The 18,210-nt window shown below is 52.5% G+C and carries 19 protein-coding genes; 9 read left to right on the plus strand and 10 right to left on the minus strand.

The features are described from left to right. Positions 1 to 46: 46 nt before the first annotated feature. Genes NA986_RS15635 through xapA form a run of 4 tightly spaced genes read right to left on the minus strand, consistent with a single transcriptional unit; the run spans position 47 to position 3,344 of the window. Positions 47 to 931, minus strand: a complete 885-nt coding sequence (locus NA986_RS15635) for a LysR family transcriptional regulator (RefSeq protein WP_023216160.1) — start codon at positions 929 to 931, stop codon at positions 47 to 49. Between the two features lie 51 nt (positions 932 to 982). Then, positions 983 to 1,141 carry a XapX domain-containing protein gene (locus NA986_RS15640; protein ID WP_000658729.1) on the minus strand — a complete coding sequence of 53 codons (159 nt, stop codon included), beginning with the start codon at positions 1,139 to 1,141 and terminating at the stop codon, positions 983 to 985. 58 nt (positions 1,142 to 1,199) lie between these two features. Further along, positions 1,200 to 2,456, minus strand: coding sequence for a nucleoside permease (locus NA986_RS15645; RefSeq protein WP_023216161.1), 1,257 nt, complete (start codon positions 2,454 to 2,456; stop codon positions 1,200 to 1,202). Positions 2,457 to 2,510: 54 nt separating this feature from the next. Then, complete coding sequence (gene xapA / locus NA986_RS15650; protein WP_001119748.1) at positions 2,511 to 3,344, minus strand: xanthosine phosphorylase; 834 nt, start codon at positions 3,342 to 3,344, stop codon at positions 2,511 to 2,513. A 255-nt stretch (positions 3,345 to 3,599) separates the two neighbouring features. Here xapA and NA986_RS15655 point away from each other — a divergent pair, with 255 nt between their 5' ends. Continuing rightward, a complete protein-coding gene (locus tag NA986_RS15655; protein WP_023216162.1) occupies positions 3,600 to 4,361 on the plus strand; it encodes a nucleoside-specific channel-forming Tsx family protein in 762 nt (253 codons plus the stop codon). A 61-nt stretch (positions 4,362 to 4,422) separates the two neighbouring features. Here the strand turns inward: NA986_RS15655 and NA986_RS15660 are convergent, their stop codons facing one another. Next, entirely contained in the window at positions 4,423 to 5,349 is a 927-nt protein-coding gene (locus NA986_RS15660; RefSeq protein WP_023216163.1) for a LysR family transcriptional regulator, read from the minus strand. Between the two features lie 89 nt (positions 5,350 to 5,438). On the opposite strand from NA986_RS15660, the gene NA986_RS15665 reads away from it, so the two are divergent. Continuing rightward, positions 5,439 to 6,437 carry a bile acid:sodium symporter family protein gene (locus tag NA986_RS15665; protein WP_000765580.1) on the plus strand — a complete coding sequence of 333 codons (999 nt, stop codon included), beginning with the start codon at positions 5,439 to 5,441 and terminating at the stop codon, positions 6,435 to 6,437. On the opposite strand, the gene NA986_RS15670 is transcribed toward NA986_RS15665, so the two are convergent. The 3 genes from NA986_RS15670 to zipA form a co-directional block, all read right to left on the minus strand. Further along, complete coding sequence (locus tag NA986_RS15670; protein WP_001519708.1) at positions 6,434 to 6,652, minus strand: DUF3820 family protein; 219 nt, start codon at positions 6,650 to 6,652, stop codon at positions 6,434 to 6,436. The genes NA986_RS15665 and NA986_RS15670 overlap by 4 nt on opposite strands. A gap of 1 nt (position 6,653) precedes the next feature. Beyond that, positions 6,654 to 8,669, minus strand: coding sequence for an NAD-dependent DNA ligase LigA (gene ligA, locus NA986_RS15675; protein ID WP_023216164.1), 2,016 nt, complete (start codon positions 8,667 to 8,669; stop codon positions 6,654 to 6,656). 71 nt (positions 8,670 to 8,740) lie between these two features. Next, positions 8,741 to 9,727 carry a cell division protein ZipA gene (gene zipA, locus NA986_RS15680; protein WP_000983131.1) on the minus strand — a complete coding sequence of 329 codons (987 nt, stop codon included), beginning with the start codon at positions 9,725 to 9,727 and terminating at the stop codon, positions 8,741 to 8,743. A 231-nt stretch (positions 9,728 to 9,958) separates the two neighbouring features. Here zipA and cysZ point away from each other — a divergent pair, with 231 nt between their 5' ends. The 5 genes from cysZ to crr all read left to right on the plus strand — a co-directional run bounded on the left by cysZ (position 9,959) and on the right by crr (position 14,822). Continuing rightward, the gene (gene cysZ, locus NA986_RS15685) at positions 9,959 to 10,720 is read left to right on the plus strand and encodes a sulfate transporter CysZ (protein ID WP_023138813.1); all 762 of its coding nucleotides are present in this window, start codon (positions 9,959 to 9,961) and stop codon (positions 10,718 to 10,720) included. A gap of 163 nt (positions 10,721 to 10,883) precedes the next feature. After that, positions 10,884 to 11,855: a cysteine synthase A gene (gene cysK / locus NA986_RS15690; protein WP_000036904.1), complete on the plus strand. Its 972-nt coding sequence runs from the start codon at positions 10,884 to 10,886 to the stop codon at positions 11,853 to 11,855. Positions 11,856 to 12,238: 383 nt separating this feature from the next. Further along, the gene (gene ptsH, locus NA986_RS15695) at positions 12,239 to 12,496 is read left to right on the plus strand and encodes a phosphocarrier protein Hpr (protein WP_000487600.1); all 258 of its coding nucleotides are present in this window, start codon (positions 12,239 to 12,241) and stop codon (positions 12,494 to 12,496) included. A gap of 48 nt (positions 12,497 to 12,544) precedes the next feature. Next, positions 12,545 to 14,272 (plus strand): phosphoenolpyruvate-protein phosphotransferase PtsI, encoded by a 1,728-nt coding sequence (ptsI, locus tag NA986_RS15700; protein ID WP_000623114.1) that lies wholly within the window; start codon positions 12,545 to 12,547, stop codon positions 14,270 to 14,272. 40 nt (positions 14,273 to 14,312) lie between these two features. Then, positions 14,313 to 14,822 (plus strand): PTS glucose transporter subunit IIA, encoded by a 510-nt coding sequence (gene crr, locus NA986_RS15705; RefSeq protein WP_000522253.1) that lies wholly within the window; start codon positions 14,313 to 14,315, stop codon positions 14,820 to 14,822. 148 nt (positions 14,823 to 14,970) lie between these two features. Here crr and NA986_RS15710 read toward each other — a convergent pair whose 3' ends face one another. Together NA986_RS15710 and pdxK are read right to left on the minus strand one after the other, a co-directional pair. Continuing rightward, positions 14,971 to 15,210: a hypothetical protein gene (locus tag NA986_RS15710; RefSeq protein WP_000844547.1), complete on the minus strand. Its 240-nt coding sequence runs from the start codon at positions 15,208 to 15,210 to the stop codon at positions 14,971 to 14,973. Continuing rightward, entirely contained in the window at positions 15,207 to 16,073 is an 867-nt protein-coding gene (gene pdxK / locus NA986_RS15715; RefSeq protein ID WP_000529618.1) for a pyridoxine/pyridoxal/pyridoxamine kinase, read from the minus strand. Before pdxK ends, NA986_RS15710 begins: the two co-directional genes overlap by 4 nt. Positions 16,074 to 16,155: 82 nt before the next feature. On the opposite strand from pdxK, the gene ptsJ reads away from it, so the two are divergent. Continuing rightward, positions 16,156 to 17,448 carry a transcriptional regulator PtsJ gene (gene ptsJ / locus NA986_RS15720; protein WP_023216165.1) on the plus strand — a complete coding sequence of 431 codons (1,293 nt, stop codon included), beginning with the start codon at positions 16,156 to 16,158 and terminating at the stop codon, positions 17,446 to 17,448. 14 nt (positions 17,449 to 17,462) lie between these two features. Further along, positions 17,463 to 18,182: a type 1 glutamine amidotransferase gene (locus tag NA986_RS15725; protein ID WP_001263758.1), complete on the plus strand. Its 720-nt coding sequence runs from the start codon at positions 17,463 to 17,465 to the stop codon at positions 18,180 to 18,182. Positions 18,183 to 18,210 lie beyond the last annotated feature (28 nt).

Below are 18,210 nucleotides of genomic sequence, written 5' to 3' on the forward strand. Positions count from 1 at the left end.
GCACGCGTAGGCCGGATAAGACGTTAGTCGCCATCCGGCACAGACATCATACCGTCAACGCCGCCACCAGTTTCTCCAGTGCTGGCGTTGCCTGCTGCTGGTCATACACAATATACAAATCCGCCGGAATACGTTCCTCTAACGGACGGAACACCACACCCGGCCAGCTCATTTGCGCATAGCCATCAGCCATCAACGTAATCCCGATCCCCATACTGATCATCGCCAACACCGTTTGCGGCTCAACCACTTCCCGAATAATCATTGGCGAGAAACCCGCCTGTTGGCATACACGTTGTAAAAATCCCCAATCAGAATGTACGGAAGGCAACGTAACAAAATATTCATTGCGCAACGCCGCCAACGGCACAGAATCTCTGGATGCCAGATCGTGATCTTCCGGAACTGCAACCATGAATGCAGATTCATGCAAACGTATGCTGGTAAAACCGACTGCCAGTTCGATAGCCATACGCCAGATCCCTGCATCAAGTTCCCGACGCTCTAACAACGCCATTTGCATACCTGGAGACTTTTCGCGAAAAAGTACTTCAACATTGGGATTTACTTTCAAAAAGTGACGCATCGCAGGACGCATTCTTCCCCACAGCGCCGTACCAACCACACCCAGTTCAATGCGCCCCGCTTCACCGCGACCAATCTGCTCCACTCGCGCCAGCGCCTGATTTGCATTGGCTAACAAGCGACGTGACTCCTCCATTAAAACTTTCCCGGCATGGGTTAATGCAACGCTGCGGGAATGACGAATAAACAGCAATGTACCCAGTTGCTGTTCAAGTTCTTTGATATGGATACTCAAGGGAGGTTGTGACATATTTAACCGGGCAGCAGCCCGGCCAAAATGCAATTCTTCTGCAACAGCGAGGAAATAACGTAATAGCTTTAGATCAATACGATGGGCTCGTTCCATCACTATCGCACTCCAGGAATAAGGGATAACGTCTGGAATTTACCATATTACCTAGTAAAAAATAGATTTAACGACAAGATACCCAATATACATAAATACAATAGATAATACCCCGGGTAAAACATTTGGTGCGGGAATAGGTATACGGCATAAAGTAAAAAATGCGCCAATACCAAATCCAATACTGGAGGAGAGAATAATTTCTTTCATACTGTGTCCTTGTTCATAAAAATGGACTGGCGAACATCCTCTCGCCAGTCAAATAAAATTAATGTGATAATGATTTGGTCGACAGTTTTTCTGGATGGTGCTGATATTTAAAGAACAATGCAAAAATAACGGCCAATGCCAGAGCGTAGGCGGCAAAGACCAGCCAGATGGTTTGCCAATCTTTTACGCCATCAATAGAAAAATAATCCACGGCCATACCGCTTAAAAGAGACCCAATCCAGGCCCCCACGCCGTTAACCATGGTCATAAACAACCCCTGCGCGCTGGCGCGAATACTTGAGTCCACCTCCTGCTCTACAAATACTGACCCTGAGATGTTGAAGAAATCAAATGCGCAGCCATAAACAATCATCGACAGCAGCAGTAGCACAAAGCCAAACGGGGATGGATCGCCAAAGGCAAAGAAGCCGAAACGCAACGTCCACGCCAGCATACTCATCAGCATTACCGTTTTAATACCAAAGCGTTTAAGGAAGAACGGAATGGTGAGGATAAAGCCCACTTCCGCCATCTGCGAAACTGAAAGCAAGATAGAGGGATACTTCACCACAAAACTATCGGCAAACTCAGGATTACGGGCAAAATCATGCAGGAACGGATTACCGAAGACATTGGTAATTTGCAGCACCGCCCCCAACATCATCGCAAACAAAAAGAAGATTGCCATGCGTGGATTTTTAAACAGAACAAAAGCATCCAGTCCGAGCTTACTGACAAGCGTGGTGTTCGCCTTCTTCTCGGCTACCGGAACTTTCGGTAACGTCAGCGCATACAGGGCCAGCAATAACGATGCGCCAGAAGCGATGTATAATTGCGCACTGCTCAGTTCCAGCCCCATCAGGCTCACCGTCCACATCGCAACAATAAAACCTATTGTGCCGAAAACGCGCACGGGCGGAAATGACGTTACCGGATCCTGACCTGCTTTCGCCAGACAGGAGTACGAAACGCTATTGGATAATGCAATCGTTGGCATATACGCCATCGCATTCACCAACATCACCCAGAACATCGTCTGGGGATCGGTAACGGTGGTGGCGTATAATAACGCCCCCGCGCAAACCAGATGGCAAAGCATATAGGCTCGCTCAGCGCGCAGCCATTTATCAGCAATGATCCCCATAATGCCCGGCATGATAATCGCTGCCAGTCCTTTTGAGCTGTAGACCATACCGACATTCGCGCCGGTAAAATCCAGAGTGTTGATCATGTAAGAGCCCAGGGTAACCAGCCAGCTCCCCCAGATAAAATATTGCAAGAACGACATGACTTTTAAGCGGGACGTAATACCCATTTTTTATTCCTTGCCGTGAGATAAAGCCCCAATACGGGGCCGTAGTCATTGTGTTTAGGCCAGCTTACGTAAAAAGCCGCAAATCAGATTGATAAAGTTCTGCCGGGAAAGTTCAGCCGCCGCCAGCGTTTGCGCATGGGAGAGTTTTACATCGCCCAGCCCTTCCGCCAGATTGGTGATCGCTGAGACGGCAACAACTTTGAGGCCACAATGACGTGCGCTAATCACCTCAGGGACAACGGACATTCCGACCACATCGCCGCCAATAATCTGCATCATGCGGATTTCTGCCGCCGTTTCGAAGTTCGGACCCGGATAAGAAACAAATACGCCTTCAGTGAGGGGGAATCCCTCCTCTGCCGCAACGGACTGAAGCATGGCGCGATAATCTGCGTCATAAGCATTAGCCAGCGAGAAGAAGCGATCGCCATAACGATCATCGTTTGGCCCCACCATCGGCGTACCGGGCATCGTATTAATGTGATCGCTAAGCGCAACCAGGCTACCCGGCCCCACTTCCGGACGCAGAGATCCTGCCGCATTGGTGCAGAACAACACTTCACAGCCCAGTAATTTCAACGTGCGAATGGCATCGGTCATCACCGCCATTCCACGCCCTTCATAAAAATGTCCGCGGCCTTTCATACAGGCCACCGGAACACCCGCCAGATGGCCGAGCACCAGTTCACCAGCATGGCCGTGTACGGTGCTGACGGGAAATCCCGGCAATTTCTCGTAAGAAATGGCTACCGCATCTTCGATTTGATCCGCCAGAGCACCCAACCCGGAGCCTAAAATAAACGCGACTCGCGGGGTAAATGCCGGTTTATGTGCATGAATAATATCAATACAATACTCAGGATTATGAGAAAAAAGAGCGTGAGGCATAAGTTTCCTTGTTCTATCGGATTTAATTTGACTCCTTTTTATAACGACCATCGCCCCTTGCTGACCAATACACTTTTCACGTGTCATCAATAGCCATTTAATATCGATAGATTTAGATCGCTTCTGTATTAATACAGAGGGAAAACAGTATTGGTTTTTGCTTGCACTTCATATTAACAATATGCCGCTTTCATATTTATAAATTGCCTCTTTTTAATTAACCCATTAATAATTATCGGCATAGGGAAATATGCTATGAAAAAAATTCTTACTCTGACGCTTTCTTCTTTACTCATTATTCCCGCACTCACCCATGCGGAATTTAAAGGCGGGTTCGCCGATATCGGCCTCCATTACTTCGACTGGACATCAGACACCACGGAAAAAACCAGTAAAAAATCCCATAAAGATGATTTTGGATACCTGGAACTGGAAGGCGGAGCGAATTTTAGCTGGGGAGAAATGTACGGGTTCTTCGACTGGGAAAATTTTTACAATGGCCGCCACGCTAAACCAGGCAGCGAACAGCGTTACACCTTTAAAAATACCAACCGTATTTATCTGGGCGATACAGGATTAAACCTCTATCTCCATGCCTACGGGACGTACGGTTCACCTCATCGCGCTAATTTCCATGATGACATGTTTCTCTATGGTTTAGGCTATAACTTCACGGGTAACGGTTACTGGTTTAAACCCTTCTTTGCCAAACGTTATACCGATCAGACCTACTACACAGGCGATAATGGTTATGTATTAGGTTGGGTGGCCGGCTATAGCTTCTCGTTGGGTAGTGAGAAATTCAGCGTAACGAACTGGAATGAATATGAGTTTGACCGCGATGCGTCCTACGCTGCGGGCAATGGCGGGAAAGATGGCATTAATGGCGCAGTAGCGCTGTGGTGGAATGCGACTCCTCACCTGACCGCAGGAGTACAATATCGTTACGCTGATAATAAGTTAGGAGAATCCTTCCTGCAGGATGGCATTATTTATTCCATCAAATACCTGTTTTAACACACAGCCCTGTCAAAAATGGCAGGGCAAGACCGCACCTCACACACGGACAGATAGATATTTATAGCTGATACAGCGGATCTTTCGCCCTCGCGGCGGTTAATTCGCTGGCCTGAGTACGCACCACGTCCCACAACGCCTGCGCCGCCGTGGAGAGCGATCGGTTTTTTCGCCGCGCCAGCATGAGCTGCCTTTCAACTACGGGCGTCAGCCGTTTAACCTGTAAGTGGCTGCCCTGCGGGAGCGGTAACGCCAGCGCGGGCAGCACGCTGATGCCGATTCCCGCTTCCACCATTGGAAACAGCGTGGCCGGGTGACCAATCTCCTGCACGATATCCGCCTCAATAGCAAAATGGGCCAGCGCCGCATCAATCAGCGGTCGGCTACCGGAAGCATAATCCTGTAAGACCAGCGACGCCTGTTTAAGATCCTGCCAGCTTACCCATTCCTGACGCGCCAGCGGATGATCCTGGCGACACAACAGTAAAAAAGGCTCTGATAAGATGGCTTCACACTGTAAATCCACCGCTGCGCCGGGATCGATAACGATGCCAAAATCCACTTCACCCTGGCGGATGCTCTCCAGCACCCACTGCTGCGGACGATCGTGCAATACAAAATCAATAGCGGGATAAAGTGAATTACTTTGGGCAATGCATTGCGGAATAAGATGCGCAGAAATGGTTTGGCTCGCGGCAACGCGCACGGTGCCGGTTAATTGTGTCCCTACTCTGCCTGCATCGCGCAGTATGCTGTTCAGTTCATCAAGCACCCGCTCCAGACGCGTCGCCAGTTGTTGCCCCGCCTCGGTCAGCACCACCTCACGCGTAGTGCGATCCAGCAGTCTGACGCCGGTTTGCCGCTCCAGCTCTTTTACGCTATGACTGACCGCAGACTGGCTCAGTCCAATCCTGACCCCTGCCCGACTGAAACTTTTGGCCTGGGCGACGGTAATAAAAATACGCAGTTGACGCAGTGAATAGTTCATCGACTAGATTCATATATAGATGCAATAAATCAATTTTATTTCTCAAAGCGAAAAACGCAAAATAGCTGCACCGACTTTCAGGAGTTTTTATGAAACTTTTTCGTATCCTTGACCCTTTCACGCTGACACTTATCACCGTGGTACTACTGGCCTCTTTTTTCCCGGCGGAAGGCAGCTTTGTGCCTGTCGTTGAAGGCATTACGACAGCGGCCATCGCTCTGCTGTTTTTTATGCATGGCGCGAAGCTTTCGCGTGAAGCGATCATCGCTGGCGGCAGCCACTGGCGGTTGCATCTGTGGGTCATGTGCAGCACTTTTGTGCTCTTTCCTGTCCTCGGCGTACTGTTTGCCTGGTGGGCGCCTGTCAATGTCGACCCTATGCTCTACAGCGGCTTTCTGTATCTGTGCATTTTGCCCGCCACCGTGCAGTCGGCGATTGCGTTTACTTCACTCGCGGGCGGTAACGTCGCGGCCGCGGTGTGCTCAGCGTCTGCGTCCAGTCTGCTGGGCATTTTCCTGTCGCCGCTGCTGGTCGGTCTGGTAATGAATATTCATGGCGCACAGGGCAGTCTGGAAGAGGTGGGCAAAATTATGCTGCAACTGTTGCTGCCTTTTGTGCTGGGACACCTGTCTCGCCCGTGGATCGGCAACTGGGTCGCGCGCAACAAAAAGTGGATCGCGAAAACAGATCAGACCTCTATTTTGCTGGTGGTTTACTCGGCGTTCAGCGAAGCGGTGGTCAACGGCATCTGGCACAAAGTCGGCTGGGGATCGCTGCTGTTTATCGTCGTGGTCAGCCTCATACTGTTGGCGATCGTCATCGCCATTAACGTCTTTGTCGCCCGTAAATGCGGCTTCAATAAAGCCGACGAAATCACTATTGTTTTCTGCGGTTCGAAAAAAAGCCTGGCCAACGGGATTCCGATGGCCAATATTCTGTTTCCGACGTCAGTGCTGGGTATGATGGTATTACCGCTGATGATCTTCCACCAGATCCAACTGATGGTCTGCGCAGGGCTGGCGCGGCGCTACAAACGCCAGACCGAGAAGTTACAGGCGCAGCAGGAAAGCCGCGCCGCAAAAGCTTAAAGCGGGCGTTTCAGGGGCTGCACCAGTTGCGTCAGCCCCTCGGTTTTAATCAGCAGCGTGATTTGCATCAATTCCCCCAGTTTACCCGCCGGAAATTGATCTTTACGGGCAAACCACAGCAAATACTCTTCCGGAAGGTCGATCAATCGACGTCCCTGATATTTGCCGAACGGCATCACGGTGTTGGCGATTTCAACCAGCTGCTCTTTTTCCATCTCAGGCACCCAGTAAGCGGATCATTTCCGCTTCATCAATCACGGTAATACCCAGTTCCTGCGCTTTGGCAAGTTTGGAACCCGCCGCTTCACCGGCAATCACCAGATCGGTTTTCTTCGATACGCTGCCTGCCACTTTCGCGCCCAGCGCCACTAAACGCGCTTTAGCGTCATCGCGAGACATCTGGCTCAGGCTACCGGTTAGTACCACGGTTTTACCGGCAAACGGGCTATCAATCTCTTGCACATTAATGACTACCGGCGCGGGCCAGTGCACCCCTTCCGCCAGTAGCTGCCCAATCACGTCACGATTACTCTCTTCGGCAAAAAAGTTAAAGACGTGCTTAGCGACCACAATCCCCACGTCAGGTACTTTCTGCAACTCGTCAATGGTGGCGGCCTGCAGCGCCTCCAGAGTACCGAAATAAGCCGCCAGCCCCGCCGCCGTCGCTTCACCCACTTCACGGATGCCCAGCGCATAGAGAAAACGCGCAAAGGTCGTCGCTTTGGCTTTTTCCAGCGCGTTAACAACATTTTGCGCGGACTTTGGCCCCATTCGGTCCAGGCCGGTCAGTTTACCCGCCGTCAGACGGAACAGATCCGCTGGCGTATGGACATACTCCCTTTCCACCAGTTGGTCGATGATCTTATCGCCCATCCCGTCTACATCCATCGCCCGGCGCGACACAAAATGTTTCAGCGACTCTTTACGCTGCGCGCCGCAAATCAGCCCGCCGGTACAACGGGTAACGGCTTCGCCTTCGACGCGCTCTACGTCCGATCCGCACACCGGACAGTGCGTTGGAAACACAATCGGACGCGTCTCTTCAGGGCGTTCGGACAGAACCACGTTGACCACCTGAGGGATCACATCGCCTGCCCGACGGATAACCACCTTATCGCCAATGCGCAAGCCAAGCCGCTCAATTTCATCGGCATTATGCAACGTGGCATTGCTGACCAGCACACCAGCCACCTGAACCGGTTCCAGACGCGCCACCGGCGTAATCGCCCCGGTGCGCCCGACCTGAAACTCAACGTCGCGCACAAAAGTCATCTGCTCCTGAGCAGGAAATTTAAACGCCACCGCCCAGCGCGGCGCGCGGGCCACAAAGCCCAGCTGTTCCTGCAAAGCCAGCGAGTTGACCTTAATCACCACGCCGTCGATATCAAAACCGAGCGTGGGGCGATCTTTTTCGACGTTGCGATAAAAATCCAGTACCGCCTGGGGAGAATCGCACAGCGTCACGCGATCGCTGACCGGTAACCCCCACGCTTTAAATTGCAGCAAACGTCCCAGATGCGTATCCGGCAACTCGCCGCCTTCCAGAATACCGACGCCGTAGCAGAAAAATGTTAGCGGTCGCTTCGCCGTAATACGCGGATCGAGCTGACGCAGCGAGCCCGCCGCCGCGTTACGCGGGTTAGCAAACACTTTGCCGCCAGTGCGGCGCGCGTCTTCATTGATCTTTTCAAACCCGGCCTGCGGTAAAAATACCTCTCCGCGAACTTCAAGGCGCGCCGGAATGTTATCGCCGTGCAGCTTTAACGGAATGGCGCGAATCGTGCGCACGTTTGAAGTAATATCTTCACCGGTGGTGCCGTCGCCACGCGTCGCAGCGCTCACCAGCACGCCGTTTTCATACAGAATGCTGACCGCCAGGCCATCCAGTTTTAGTTCGCAGCACCAGATGACATTTTCCGTGCTTTTTAGACGATCCTGCACTCGCTTGTTAAACGCCAGGAAGCTTTCTTCATCAAATACGTTATCGAGCGACAGCATCGGTACTTCATGGCGAATCTGGTTGAATGCCGTCAGCGGCGCCGCGCCAACGCGCTGCGTGGGCGAATCCGGCGTGATAAGGTCCGGACGTTGCGCCTCCAGCTCTCGCAGTTCCCGCATCAGGCGGTCATATTCGGCGTCGGGAATCTCTGGCGCATCCATCACATGATACAGATATTCATGATGGCGAAGCGTGGTTCGCAGTTCTGTCAGTTGTTGTTCGATTGGTTCCATATCACACCATCAATGATAAAAAACCCCCGACAGGCGGGGGTTACGTTAAAAATGTCACACCTGCGTTAACCTCAGGCGTTAGCGTCCATCACCTCGCGGATGCGGTCCTGATATTCGCGCAGTTTCTGCGGCGTCATCATCCGACGCTGGTCATCCAGCACGACGCCACCGACCTCATCAGCGATATGCTGCGCGGATTGCAGCATCAGCTTGAAATTCTGCAGCGCATCGCCGTAAGACGGTACCTGCATAAAGATAGTGACGCCAGGCGTAGTGAAGTCCGTCATTTCAGGATCGAACGTTCCCGGATTGACCATATTCGCGAGACTGAACAAGGCCGGGCCGCTGCCGTCCGGGCTCAAATGACGATGGAAAATATTCATATCGCCAAATTTAAAGCCTGACTGCTGAATACTGTTCAGTAACACTTCACCATTAAGCTCGCTGCCATGATGGGCCGCGACGTTCATAATGATGACCGCCTCTTTACGCTGCGGTTTTTCCACAACCGGCGCTTCTTCCACTACCGGTTCCGCCTCAACCACAGGTTCCGCAGGCTGGAAGGTTTGCGCTGATGGCGGCGGCGCGGGCTGCGCAACAGGCTGCGGCGCTTGCGACGGCGGTGCAGACTGCTGTTGCGGCGGCTGTACCGGCGGCGCAGATGGCTGAACCTGCTGAGGCTGCGGCGCAGGTTGGACCGGTTGCTGAACCGGCTGTTGCATCGGCGCTTGCGGCTGCGGCGGCGCCGCTGGACGCGGTTGCGCAGACGCATAAGGCGGCTGGTACTGGTGTTGCGGCGACTGACGAGGGGCATCATGCTCCTGCGACTGGCCGGGGGCATGATTTACGCGGTGAACACGAACTTCACCCACGCCTTCGTCTTCTTCGACATCGTCGTCATACGAGTCGTCGTCGCGTTTCGATTTCATGCGTTTTAGTGGACGATCGCGGAACATAGAAGATCGTTCTTTACGGCTGGTCCAGAAACCATGTACCAGTAAAGCGATTATGGCGATCGCGCCAACAATGATTAATATCAGACGCAAATCCTGCATCATTATATTCTCTGTTGTTCTAACACCTTGCCACCACGGCAAACATTTACTCACTAAGAGTATTTGCCGATTACGTCAAGTGCAAGTGTACTGTTGGCTTTCGCAGCATAAAGATGAAGGAAAATGTGCTTTTTGCTGTTTTTTCGAACATTTCCGAACTATCCACCGTCTGATAACCGGGTAAGATATCCCACGTTTACCCAGGGCTTTAAGAAAAAGGAGTATGTCCTGAATATGGTTTCATCATCCACAACCGTACCACGTAGCGGCGTCTATTATTTCTCGCAAGGATGGAAGTTAGTCACCCTACCGGGAATCCGCCGCTTTGTTATTTTACCTTTGCTGATCAACATTGTGCTGATGGGCGGCGCATTTTGGTGGCTGTTTACCCAGCTTGACGCCTGGATACCTTCGTTGATGAGTCATGTGCCGGACTGGCTGCAATGGCTGAGCTATCTGCTGTGGCCGATTGCGGTTATCTCTGTTCTGCTGGTCTTTGGCTATTTTTTCTCTACCCTCGCCAACTGGATCGCCGCGCCGTTTAACGGCCTTTTAGCCGAACAGCTTGAGGCGCGGTTAACCGGCGCAACGCCGCCAGATACCGGCATACTCGGCATCATGAAAGATGTACCGCGCATTATGAAACGTGAATGGCAAAAGCTGGCGTGGTATCTGCCGCGCGCTATCGTGCTGCTGGTTTTCTATTTTATTCCTGGCATTGGCCAAACCATCGCGCCGGTGCTGTGGTTTTTGTTCAGCGCCTGGATGCTGGCGATCCAGTATTGCGACTACCCGTTTGATAACCACAAAGTGCCGTTTAAAACGATGCGCGCCGCGTTGCGCACGCAGAAGGTGGCGAATATGCAATTTGGCGCGCTCACCAGCCTCTTTACGATGATTCCGGTGCTTAACCTGTTCATTATGCCTGTCGCCGTCTGTGGCGCGACGGCAATGTGGGTTGATTGCTGGCGTGCTAAGCACGCGTTATGGAAATAACGTAAAAATGTATAAATAAGAGATGGCTTATGCTGTCTCTTATTCCATACTGATAACCATTATTTCCCATCAGCATATAGATATGCGAAATCCTTACTTCCCCATATCTGGCTGGAAGGTATGCTGGGAAGGTATCCCAATTTCATACAGTTAAGGACAGGCCATGAGTAAGATTTATGAAGATAACTCGCTGACTATCGGTCATACGCCGCTGGTTCGACTGAACCGTATCGGTAATGGACGCATTCTGGCGAAGGTGGAGTCGCGCAACCCGAGCTTCAGCGTCAAGTGCCGTATCGGCGCCAATATGATTTGGGATGCCGAAAAGCGTGGCGTACTGAAACCTGGCGTGGAACTGGTGGAGCCGACCAGCGGCAACACCGGTATTGCGCTGGCGTATGTCGCCGCCGCGCGCGGTTACAAACTCACCCTGACCATGCCGGAGACCATGAGCATTGAACGCCGCAAGCTACTCAAAGCATTAGGCGCGAATCTGGTGCTGACCGAAGGGGCGAAAGGGATGAAAGGCGCTATTCAGAAAGCCGAAGAAATTGTCGCCAGCGATCCACAAAAATATCTCCTGCTCCAGCAGTTCAGCAACCCTGCCAACCCGGAAATCCATGAAAAAACCACCGGCCCGGAAATCTGGGAAGACACCGATGGTCAGGTGGATGTGTTTATCTCCGGCGTCGGCACTGGCGGTACGTTAACCGGCGTCACGCGTTATATCAAAGGGACGAAGGGTAAAACCGATCTTATCACCGTTGCGGTAGAACCCACTGACTCCCCGGTTATCGCCCAGGCGCTGGCTGGTGAAGAGATCAAACCGGGCCCGCATAAAATTCAGGGCATCGGCGCAGGCTTCATCCCAGGCAACCTGGATCTGAAACTGATTGATAAAGTGGTTGGCATCACCAATGAAGAAGCCATTTCTACCGCGCGCCGTCTGATGGAAGAGGAAGGTATTCTGGCAGGAATTTCTTCCGGTGCCGCGGTTGCTGCAGCGCTTAAGCTGCAGGAAGATGAAAGCTTTACCAATAAGAATATTGTGGTTATCCTACCTTCATCAGGTGAGCGTTATCTGAGCACCGCGTTGTTCGCCGATCTCTTTACTGAGAAAGAACTGCAACAGTGATGCCAGCATGTTAAAAACGCGTAAAAAAGCACCTTTTTGGGTGCTTTTTTGTGGCCTGCTTCAAACTTTCACCTCACCTGGCATTGATTCACCCTGCCGGAACTGGTATTTAACCAGACTAATTATTTTGATGCGCGAAATTAATCGTTACAGGAAAAGCGTTAGCTGAATCGATTTTATGATTTGGTTCAACTCTTCCTTTCGCGGCATAATGTTTAATGACGAGCGAAACGTCAGCGGCCATAAGTTGCCAGCAACGGATTGCGTAGAACACCTTTTGTGTCGCGTCCCGTTTACGCCGGCGCTAACAATACAGGCTAAAGTTGAGCCGCCAGGCTAGACTTTAGTTCCACAACACTAAACCTATAAGTTGGGGAAATACAATGTTCCAGCAAGAAGTTACCATTACCGCTCCGAACGGTCTGCACACCCGCCCTGCTGCTCAGTTTGTTAAAGAAGCAAAAGGCTTCACTTCTGAGATTACTGTGACTTCCAACGGCAAAAGCGCCAGCGCGAAAAGCCTGTTTAAACTGCAGACTCTGGGCCTGACTCAAGGCACCGTCGTCACCATCTCCGCAGAAGGTGAAGATGAGCAGAAAGCGGTTGAACATCTGGTCAAACTGATGGCGGAACTCGAGTAAGTTTTTTTCCGGGTTCTTTTAAAAATCAGTCACAAGTAAGGTAGGGTTATGATTTCAGGCATTTTAGCATCCCCGGGTATCGCTTTCGGCAAAGCACTGCTGCTGAAAGAAGACGAAATCGTCATTGACCGGAAAAAAATTTCTGCCGACAAGGTTGATCAGGAAGTTGAACGTTTTCTGAGCGGTCGTGCCAAGGCATCTGCGCAACTGGAAGCGATCAAGACAAAAGCTGGTGAAACGTTCGGTGAAGAAAAAGAAGCCATCTTTGAAGGGCATATTATGCTGCTCGAAGATGAGGAGCTGGAGCAGGAAATCATAGCCCTGATTAAAGATAAGCACATGACGGCTGACGCAGCCGCGCATGAAGTTATCGAAGGTCAGGCCACTGCCCTGGAAGAACTGGATGACGAATACCTGAAAGAGCGTGCGGCTGACGTACGTGATATCGGTAAGCGCCTGCTGCGCAACATCCTGGGTCTGGCCATTATCGATCTGAGCGCGATTCAGGAAGAAGTTATCCTGGTTGCCGCTGACCTGACGCCGTCAGAAACCGCACAGTTGAACCTGCAGAAAGTACTGGGCTTCATCACCGACGCGGGCGGACGCACGTCTCATACCTCCATCATGGCGCGTTCTCTGGAACTGCCAGCGATCGTAGGTACCGGTAGCGTCACCGCTCAGGTGAAAAACGGCGATTATCTGATTCTGGATGCCGTAAACAACCAGGTTTACGTCAACCCGACCAACGATGTTATTGAGCAACTGCGCGCCGTCCAGGAGCAGGTTGCGACCGAGAAAGCGGAACTCGCAAAACTGAAAGATCTGCCGGCAATCACGCTGGATGGACATCAGGTCGAAGTTTGCGCCAACATCGGTACCGTTCGCGACGTTGAAGGCGCTGAGCGTAACGGCGCGGAAGGCGTTGGTCTGTATCGTACTGAATTCCTGTTCATGGATCGCGACGCGCTGCCGACGGAAGAAGAGCAGTTTGCCGCCTATAAAGCGGTCGCTGAAGCGTGCGGCTCGCAGGCGGTTATCGTCCGTACCATGGACATTGGCGGCGACAAAGAGCTGCCGTACATGAACTTCCCGAAAGAAGAGAACCCGTTCCTGGGCTGGCGCGCCGTGCGTATCGCCATGGATCGCAAAGAGATCCTGCGTGACCAGGTTCGCGCGATTCTGCGTGCCTCCGCTTTCGGTAAATTGCGCATTATGTTCCCGATGATCATCTCTGTTGAAGAAGTTCGCGCGCTGCGCAAAGAGATTGAAATCTACAAACAGGAACTGCGTGACGAAGGTAAAGCATTTGACGAAAGCATTGAGATTGGCGTGATGGTGGAAACACCGGCTGCGGCGACAATTGCGCGTCATTTAGCCAAAGAAGTTGATTTCTTTAGTATCGGCACCAATGATTTAACGCAGTACACCCTGGCAGTTGACCGTGGTAATGATATGATTTCACACCTTTACCAGCCAATGTCACCGTCCGTACTGAACTTGATCAAGCAAGTTATTGATGCTTCTCATGCAGAAGGTAAATGGACTGGCATGTGTGGTGAGCTTGCAGGCGACGAACGTGCTACACTTCTGTTGCTGGGGATGGGTCTGGACGAATTCTCTATGAGCGCCATTTCTATCCCGCGCATTAAGAAGATTATCCGTAACACGAACTTCGAAGATGCGAAGGTGTTAGCAGAGCAGGCTCTTGCTCAACCGACAACGGACGAGTTAATGACGCTGGTTAACAAGTTCATTGAAGAAAAAACAATCTGCTAATCCACGAGATGCGGCCCAATTTACTGCTTAGGAGAAGATCATGGGTTTGTTCGATAAACTAAAATCTCTGGTTTCTGATGATAAGAAAGACACCGGAACTATTGAGATTGTTGCCCCGCTCTCTGGCGAGATCGTCAACATCGAAGACGTGCCGGATGTAGTTTTTGCTGAAAAAATCGTTGGTGATGGCATCGCTATCAAACCAACCGGTAACAAAATGGTCGCCCCTGTTGACGGTACCATCGGCAAAATCTTTGAAACCAACCATGCGTTCTCTATCGAATCCGATAGCGGCATTGAGCTGTTCGTTCACTTCGGTATCGACACCGTTGAGCTGAAAGGCGAAGGCTTCAAGCGTATTGCTGAAGAAGGTCAGCGCGTGAAAGTTGGCGATCCGGTCATCGAGTTCGATCTGCCGTTGCTGGAAGAAAAAGCCAAGTCTACCCTGACTCCGGTTGTTATCTCCAACATGGATGAAATCAAAGAACTGATCAAACTGTCCGGTAGCGTGACCGTGGGTGAAACTCCGGTTATCCGCATTAAGAAGTAATTCTTGCCGCAGTGAAGAATGGCGCCTTTGGGCGCCATTTTTTTGCCTGTACTTGCGCCGCCATCCGGCGATGGTGCAGCGCACTGCCTGATGGCGCTACGCTTATCAGGCCTACAAGGTTGCGAACATTTCAGCGCCAATCCACGGGTTACAACTGCGAGGTCACCGGGCGAAAGCACTTCTCGCGCATCAGGATCTTCATCCCATCCGGGCCACTCTCCAGCATCCTGCGTTCGGAATCGGACACTTGCAACTCGCACTGATAGCCGCCAGTGATGCCAAACATCGCCCGCGCCACGCAGATATCTTCCAGCGCGTCCAGCCCGCTCGTTTCAAAATACCCCACGATACGCCCCTGCTGGCGAACCACCAGCCGATAACTCTTCATCGCGCCTCCCCTGCCGGCGGCAGAATTAACTCATCACAGCCACACTGCTGTGTCCAGGTCATCACCTCCAGCACGCGCTGCGCCGCATCTTTTGCCGCGGTCGTCAGTTTTTTTCCCTGCACAATACCGCTGACCAGCTCGGCGCAGAAGAGATCTCCCGTCCCTTTTAATTCCGTCGCCACCCGCGGATGGACAAAGACCTCCACGACCTGCGCAGTAACGACCGCAACCGTTATGGTCTCCAGAGATTCGCCCGGCGCGCTGGTGATAACCACCCATTTCAGCGTATCAGAAAGCAGCGATTGCGCCGCCGCCACCGCCTCTTCCAGCGTGCGGCACGGTTTACCACTCAGCATCTCCAGCTCAAATACGTTCGGCGTTAGCCCCTGCGCCTGCGGCAACAAATGTGTGCGATAAGCCTGCGGAATTTCCGCCTGCACATACATTCCACTGTCGGTATCGCCAATGACCGGATCGACAAGAATACACACCTCCGGATGCGAAGCCCGGATCGCCATTAGCCACTTCGAAAGCAAGACAATTTGGTCTGCGCTGCCCATGTAACCGGTGGTAATCGCTTTTAATTCACGTAGCGCATCGCGCTCATTCAACGCCGTAAGGTAGCCTGCAAACCACTCGGCGGGAATAATGCCGCCATAAAACGTTTTATAGTGCGGCGTATTGCTGAACAACACCGTCGGGACCGCCGTCACGCGTAGTCCCTGCGCTTTAATGGCCGGAACAGCGATACTGTTGCCTACGCTGCCGTACACGACCTGTGACTGGACGGCGACGATATCGGTCTGTAATGCCCGATGGTTGTCGTCGAAGAGCACTGACTGAATATCACTCTCTTGTCCCATAAAATTTTCCTCTCGCTGGACAGCAGGCTACCGCCTCATTATCATTGTCATATGCTAAAATTCATTTTGTCATAGGTCAATAATGATCGACGGAAAAACCGCTAACGAAATTTTTGACAGTATCCGTCAACACATTATCGCCGGCACGTTACGGGCGGAGGATTCGCTCCCGCCGGTACGGGAGCTGGCAAGCGAATTAAAGGTGAACCGCAATACCGTCGCAGCGGCGTATAAACGGCTGATAACGGCGGGACTGGCGCAAAGTTTAGGCCGCAATGGGACGGTGATTAAAGGCAGTCCGTCTCCCGTAGCGCTGGAAGGCGGCGATCCACATACGCCTCTGCACGACCTTTCCGGCGGCAATCCCGATCCGCAGCGTCTGCCTGACCTTAGCCGTTATTTTGCCCGTCTCAGCCGCACGCCGCATCTCTACGGCGATGCGCCCGTTTCCCCTGAACTACACGCCTGGGCGGCGCGCTGGCTACGGGATGACACCCCCGTCGCAGGCGAAATTGATATCACCAGCGGAGCTATCGACGCCATTGAAAGACTGCTTTGCGCGCATCTGCTGCCGGGCGACAGCGTCGCGGTGGAAGATCCCTGTTTTTTAAGCAGTATCAATATGCTGCGCTATGCCGGTTTTAGCGCCAGCCCGGTCAGCGTAGATAGCGAAGGAATGCAGCCTGAAAAGCTGGAGCAGGCGCTAAATCAAGGCGCGCGGGCAGTGATCTTAACGCCGCGCGCGCACAACCCTACCGGCTGTAGCCTGAGCGCTCGCCGCGCCGCTGCGCTGCAAAATATGCTGGCGCGTTACCCTCAGGTACTGGTCATTATCGACGATCACTTCGCCCTGCTTTCTTCGTCGCCCTGGCAGTCGGTTATTGCGCAGACAACGCAACACTGGGCGGTGATACGCTCCGTTTCCAAAGCCCTCGGCCCCGATTTACGTCTTGCTATTGTCGCCAGCGACAGCGCGACCTCGGCAAAACTTCGGCTGCGGCTAAATGCCGGTAGTCAGTGGGTCAGTCATCTGTTACAGGATCTGGTCTACTCCTGCCTGACCGACCCTGAGTATCAGCACAGGCTGGCGCAAACGCGGCTGTTTTACGCCGCCCGGCAACAAAAACTGGCCCGCGCCCTACAGCAATATGGCATCGCCATTTCTCCCGGCGACGGCGTGAATGCCTGGCTCCCGCTGGACACCCATAGCCAGGCTACCGCGTTTACGCTGGCAAAATCCGGCTGGCTGGTACGTGAGGGAGAAGCCTTTGGCGTAAGCGCGCCGTCTCACGGTCTACGTATCACGCTGTCGACATTAAATGACAGCGAGATCAACACGCTGGCGGCTGATATCCATCAGGCGCTAAATCGCTAACAGGAGAAAATAACGTGCGAGTTCATTTTGTTGTCCATGAGTCGTTTGAATCCGCTGGCGCTTATCTGAAATGGGCTGAAGATCGCGGTTATACCATTTCATGGTCGCGCGTCTATGCCGGAGAAGCGCTACCGCCCAATGCCGATGAGTTCGATATGCTCGTGGTATTTGGCGGTCCGCAGTCGCCGCGCACCACCCGCGAAGAGTGCCCGTACTTTGACTCTCGCGCCGAACAGCACTTAATTAATCAGGCGATTACGGCCCGGCGAATGGTTATCGGCATTTGTCTTGGTTCGCAGCTCATTGGCGAGGCGCTGGGCGCCGCTGTGTGCCAAAGTCCGGAAAAAGAGATTGGTCACTACCCTATTACGCTCACTGAAGCCGGTCTGCGGCATCCGCTTATCACTCACTTTGGCTCCCCGTTAACCGTCGGCCACTGGCACAACGATATGCCAGGACTCACCGATCAGGCGACCGTGCTGGCCGAAAGCGAAGGCTGTCCACGTCAGATAGTGCAGTACGGCAATTTTGTCTACGGCTTCCAGTGTCATATGGAATTTACCGTCGAGGCGGTTGAAGGATTAATCCAACATTCGCAGCAGGAGCTGGCCGACGCGCAAGGGAAGCGTTTTATCCGCTCGGTCGCCGAGATGCGCGCATGGAATTACCAGCAAATGAATGAAAAGCTGTGGCGTTTTCTGGATGAACTCACGCTGGCGCACTCACAGAAATAACCACACCAGGAGTGCAACTTATTACCCG

It is taken from the genome of Salmonella sp. NW177 (assembly GCF_051811585.1).
In the GTDB taxonomy this organism is placed as follows: Bacteria; Pseudomonadota; Gammaproteobacteria; order Enterobacterales; family Enterobacteriaceae; genus Salmonella; species Salmonella enterica.

Coding starts and splice junctions, on each gene's coding strand:
- NA986_RS15635 (WP_023216160.1), bottom strand. CDS start 931: ATGGAACGAGCCCATCGTATTGATCTAAAGCTATTACGTTATTTCCTC.
- NA986_RS15640 (WP_000658729.1), bottom strand. CDS start 1,141: ATGAAAGAAATTATTCTCTCCTCCAGTATTGGATTTGGTATTGGCGCA.
- NA986_RS15645 (WP_023216161.1), bottom strand. CDS start 2,456: ATGGGTATTACGTCCCGCTTAAAAGTCATGTCGTTCTTGCAATATTTT.
- xapA (WP_001119748.1), bottom strand. CDS start 3,344: ATGCCTCACGCTCTTTTTTCTCATAATCCTGAGTATTGTATTGATATT.
- NA986_RS15655 (WP_023216162.1), top strand. CDS start 3,600: ATGAAAAAAATTCTTACTCTGACGCTTTCTTCTTTACTCATTATTCCC.
- NA986_RS15660 (WP_023216163.1), bottom strand. CDS start 5,349: ATGAACTATTCACTGCGTCAACTGCGTATTTTTATTACCGTCGCCCAG.
- NA986_RS15665 (WP_000765580.1), top strand. CDS start 5,439: ATGAAACTTTTTCGTATCCTTGACCCTTTCACGCTGACACTTATCACC.
- NA986_RS15670 (WP_001519708.1), bottom strand. CDS start 6,652: ATGGAAAAAGAGCAGCTGGTTGAAATCGCCAACACCGTGATGCCGTTC.
- ligA (WP_023216164.1), bottom strand. CDS start 8,669: ATGGAACCAATCGAACAACAACTGACAGAACTGCGAACCACGCTTCGC.
- zipA (WP_000983131.1), bottom strand. CDS start 9,727: ATGATGCAGGATTTGCGTCTGATATTAATCATTGTTGGCGCGATCGCC.
- cysZ (WP_023138813.1), top strand. CDS start 9,959: ATGGTTTCATCATCCACAACCGTACCACGTAGCGGCGTCTATTATTTC.
- cysK (WP_000036904.1), top strand. CDS start 10,884: ATGAGTAAGATTTATGAAGATAACTCGCTGACTATCGGTCATACGCCG.
- ptsH (WP_000487600.1), top strand. CDS start 12,239: ATGTTCCAGCAAGAAGTTACCATTACCGCTCCGAACGGTCTGCACACC.
- ptsI (WP_000623114.1), top strand. CDS start 12,545: ATGATTTCAGGCATTTTAGCATCCCCGGGTATCGCTTTCGGCAAAGCA.
- crr (WP_000522253.1), top strand. CDS start 14,313: ATGGGTTTGTTCGATAAACTAAAATCTCTGGTTTCTGATGATAAGAAA.
- NA986_RS15710 (WP_000844547.1), bottom strand. CDS start 15,210: ATGAAGAGTTATCGGCTGGTGGTTCGCCAGCAGGGGCGTATCGTGGGG.
- pdxK (WP_000529618.1), bottom strand. CDS start 16,073: ATGGGACAAGAGAGTGATATTCAGTCAGTGCTCTTCGACGACAACCAT.
- ptsJ (WP_023216165.1), top strand. CDS start 16,156: ATGATCGACGGAAAAACCGCTAACGAAATTTTTGACAGTATCCGTCAA.